This window comes from Actinomycetes bacterium (assembly GCA_036000965.1).
Lineage (GTDB): Bacteria > Actinomycetota > CALGFH01 > CALGFH01 > CALGFH01 > DASYUT01.
This window is the reverse complement of record DASYUT010000297.1, coordinates 1-4,280: the sequence shown is the minus strand read 5'-3', so window position 1 is coordinate 4,280 and position 4,280 is coordinate 1. Positions and strand designations below refer to the sequence as shown.

Annotated in this window: 3 protein-coding genes; 2 read left to right on the top strand and 1 reads right to left on the bottom strand. The window is 70.5% G+C overall.

From position 1 onward, the window contains the following. Positions 1-265: 265 nt before the first annotated feature. Positions 266-2,008 carry an IS1634 family transposase gene (locus VG276_26245; GenBank protein HEV8652794.1) on the top strand — a complete coding sequence of 581 codons (1,743 nt, stop codon included), beginning with the start codon at positions 266-268 and terminating at the stop codon, positions 2,006-2,008. Between the two features lie 103 nt (positions 2,009-2,111). Continuing rightward, complete coding sequence (locus VG276_26240; protein HEV8652793.1) at positions 2,112-2,951, top strand: metallophosphoesterase; 840 nt, start codon at positions 2,112-2,114, stop codon at positions 2,949-2,951. A gap of 640 nt (positions 2,952-3,591) precedes the next feature. On the opposite strand, the gene VG276_26235 is transcribed toward VG276_26240, so the two are convergent. Next, positions 3,592-4,280: tyrosine-type recombinase/integrase (locus VG276_26235; GenBank protein ID HEV8652792.1), on the bottom strand; the 689-nt coding region annotated here is incomplete at its 5' end.

Here is a 4,280-nt window from a genome sequence, read left to right as displayed (position 1 = left end):
CCCCGCGGGCCCGCCGACCCGGAGCTCCGCCAGGCCCTGCACACCATCGACCACGCGGTCAGCGACTACGTCACCGGCGCCATGATCGCCGCATGAAACCCTTGAAAACTTCTACGACCCAGACCCCTAAGGGGCTCTAGGCCGAAGTTACGTGGCCTGATTCGGCTCAATCCCTTGCCTCATAAGGAGATGAGGGCAGCTGGTGACGTGGGATGTAGCCAGTAAAATGCGTGACAATGTGCGGCTGATGCGGTAGTGTCCGCATATGAGAAAGCATTCCGGTGCGGTCCACGTCGCGCGTGTTGTGCGCAAGTACAAAGACCGCGAGTACGTCTCCTGGCTGCTGCGGCGCAGCTACCGGGACGCCGGCAAAGTCAAGCACGAGACCCTCGCCAACCTCTCCGCCCTCCCAGCCCACGCGATCGCCGCGCTGCGCTCTAGCCTCGCCGGCCGCCGGCTGGTGGACGCCGAGGAGGCGTTCCAGGTCACCCGCTCGCTGCCGCACGGGCATGTGGCCGCGGTGTGGGCCATGGCCCGCACGCTCGGCTTCCCCGCGCTGCTCGGCCCGGCCGGCCCCGAGCGGGACCTGGCCATGGCGCTGGTGGCCGCGCGGGTGGTGGAGCCGGACTCCAAGCTCGCCACCACCCGCTGGTGGCCCGACACCACCCTGGGCGCCGACCTGGGCGTGGCCACCGCCAGCACCGACCAGGTGTATGCCGCAATGGACTGGCTGCTTGCACGCCAAGACCGGATCGAGCGCACCCTCGCCGGCCGGCACCTTGCCCCCGGCGGGCTGGTCTACTACGACCTGTCCTCGTCGTGGATGGAGGGCACGCACTGCCCGCTGGCGGCCCGCGGCTACTCCCGCGACCGCAAGCGCGGCAAGGCCCAGATCGAGTACGGTCTGCTCACCGACCCAGGTGGCCGCCCGGTCGCGATCGAGGTCTTCCCAGGCAACACCGGCGACCCCGCCACCGTGCCCGGCCAGGTCCACAAGCTCCGCGACCGCTTCGGGGTCGAGCGCGTGGTGATGGTCGGCGACCGGGGCATGCTCACCGCCGCCCGCATCGACGCGCTCCGCGAGCTTGGCGGGGTGGGCTGGATCACCACCCTGCGCGCCCCGGCGATCGCCGCGCTCGCCCGGGCCGGGACCATCCAGCCGTCGCTGTTCGACCAGACCAACCTCGCCGAGGTTACCCACCCTGACTACCCCGGGGAGCGGCTGGTCTGCTGCCGCAATCCGCTGCTGGGCGCCGAACGGGCCCGCAAGCGCGCCGAGCTGCTTGCCGCCACCGCCGCCGAGCTGGACAAGGTCGCCGCCGGCGTCCAGGCTGGCAGGCTGGCCGGGGCAGCCGACATCGGCGTCAAGGTCGGGCGGGTGCTGGGCCGGTTCAAGATGGCCAAGCACTTCACCCTCGACCTCACCGACACCAGCTTCGGCTATGCCCGCAACCAGCCGGCGATCGACGCCGAGGCGGCGTTGGACGGCATCTACGTGGTGCGCGCCAGCGTGGCGGCCAGCGAGCTGGACGCCGCCGGGCTGGTCGACGCCTACAAGCGCTTGAGCAACGTCGAGCGCGACTTCCGCAGCCTGAAAACCGTCGACCTGGAGCTGCGCCCCATCCACCACCACCTCGAGCAACGCGTGCGCGGGCACGTGCTGGTGTGCATGCTGGCCGCCTACCTGGTCTGGCACCTGCGCAAGGCGTGGGCGCCGCTCACCTTCACCGACGAGGCCCCGCCCGAGCGCACCGACCCCGTCGCCCCGGCCGAACGCTCCCAGACCGCCCGGGTCAAGGCGTCACGACGCCAGCTCGCCGACGGCACCCCCGCCCACAGCTTCCACACCCTGCTCCAGCACCTGGCCACTTTGGCCCGCGACGACCTCACCTTCACCGACCCCACCCACGGGACCCGGACACAGATCCAAAAGCTCACCAGCCCAACCCCCACCCAGCGCAAAGCCTTCGAGCTCATCGAGGCGGTGATCCCGCTCACGCTCACGTAGCCAGAACACCGGCTTCCCTGAACACACCGATCCCCCTGCTGGCCAGGGGGATCAGCCATGTCGAGGCCACGTAACTTCCGCCTAGTGATTCCTGGAGACCACGGTGCGGATCGCTGTCGTCGGCGACCTGTCTGGGCATCTGGCCCCGTTCGCGGGTGCGCTTGCTGGCCTCGGCGTCGACGTGAACGCCGCCCGCTTGCCGAACGACCTCGCCGTCGTGCAGGTCGGCGACCTGGTCCACAAGGGCCCCGATTCCGACACCCTCGTCAGCCTGGCGGATCGCCTCCTGGACACCAACCAGGGCCGCTACGTGCAGCTGCTCGGCAACCACGAAGCCCAGTACCTCGGCGGCCCACGCTTCTACGACCAGACCCCTCTGGCACCCGTCGCCATTGCCACGCTGCGCCGGTGGCGGGCCAATGGCGCGCTCAAGGTCGCCACCGCGCTTCGCACCGCCACCGGCGAGTCGTACCTGATCACCCACGCCGGGCTCACCCACCTTAACTTCCTGCACCATGTGATCACCGAGGACGCCGGCCAGGCCGCCAAGATGCTCAACGACCTGCTCGACAGGCGCCCGAAGGTGGTTTATGCCGGCGGCGTCATGCTCCACGGCACCCGCACAGGCATGGCCGGCCCGTTGTGGGCGGAGGCGGGCCGCGAGTTGTATCCAGGCTGGCTTCGGGCGGCCGCGGCCGGGCAGCTCCTCCCCTTCGGCCAGATCCACGGCCACAGTCCAGTCCTCGACTTCACCGGCGAACTCGCCTACCCGCTCCCAGCCGACATCGCCGCCCTCACGACGATCGACGTGGACCGCCGGCATGTCAGCTTCACCATCGGGGGGCAGCGGTTTCTCAATGTCGACCCAGGCTACGATCACCGCCCACCCGGACGGTCCCGCCTCCACCCTGCCATCTTCAACGGGGAGCTTCTCCTGACGTAGGACCGAGCCCCTGGCCGCTTGCATGCCATTGCAACGCACCAGGCGCACCGCACATCACGACACCGCGCGTCCAGTACAGCACCACAGATCAGCCGCGGGGTTGCTGGTCGTGGCGTGAGGTGGCGTGCGGTCCCACGGGGTGCCGGTTCGGGGACATCTCCGGGACACCGCCGCTGCTCCACCGCGCTGGTATCGAGCGCTGACAGGGCCTCGCTCAGGGCGTTGCGCGCCTCGGCCGGCTTCCCGCCAGCGGATGGGCCAACCAGAAGGTGCTGGACGACGCGAGCATTGGCATGCGCCGGTCGGAGATCGGCGCACCAAGGACCGCCTCACCGACGCGCAGCGGACGTGCAACGACGTGCAGGCGGAGCTGCGGGCACTTGTGGAGCAGGCGATCGGGCATCTGGCAGGCGCGTGGGCGCTGCGCCGCTGGCAGGCTGCAGGATCGGCTGCGGGATGTCTTCCGCACCGGCGCCGCGCTGGTGTGCTTCGGCCGCTGGCTGCATCGCGTCCCCACACGAAGAGCATCACGGACACCGTCAGTCAGGCATCCTTGCCGATCACGGCCTTCATGAGCGGTGGTCTCCGTGAGGTTGGCCAGACCCACCTTGACTCCGACAGCCGCCAAGCAGCGTGCTCCCTACAGCCGGTCGGCGGGGGAGAGGCGGCGATGGGCCTCACGGGCACGAGCATCGGCGGCACTTGCGCCGTACCGCTGGAGCATGGCGCGGGACTTCCAGCCGGCGATCCGCATGAGGTCGCCCTCGGTACCGCCCTGGGCGAGCCAGGCGTGCGCGAAGGTGTGCCGCAGCTGATGGGCGTGGAGCCCGGGAATGCCGGCTTGCGCCCCGCGGCGGCGCAGCACGCCCCGCAGCCCGGAGTCGGTGAGCCGGCCCTTCTGCCCCAGCCACAGCCACGGCAGGCCGGCGTGCTTGTGACGGGCGCGGGCGCGAAGGTAGCGGTCCAGCGCCTCCCCGGCCCGCTGCCCGAAAGGCAGGGCGCGCTCCCGGCGTCCCTTGCCGAGCACCAGCAGCACGTCAAGGTCCAGGTCGACGTCGTCGAGGGTGAGCCCGGTCATCTCGGCGCGGCGGGCGCCGGTGTCCAGCAGCAGCATCAGCAGCGCGGTGTCGCGACGCGCCTCGAAGGTGGTACCGGCGCAGGCGCGAAGCAGTCGCTTGAGGCCCTCCTCGGGCACGACCGGGACCGGCTTGTCGGGCACGATCGGCGGGCGGATCCGCGCCATCGGGTCGGCCGGGATCTCGGCCTCCTCGACCAGCCAGGCGTACAGGATCTTGAGGACCTTGTGGTAGGTCGCAGCGGTACTGGCGG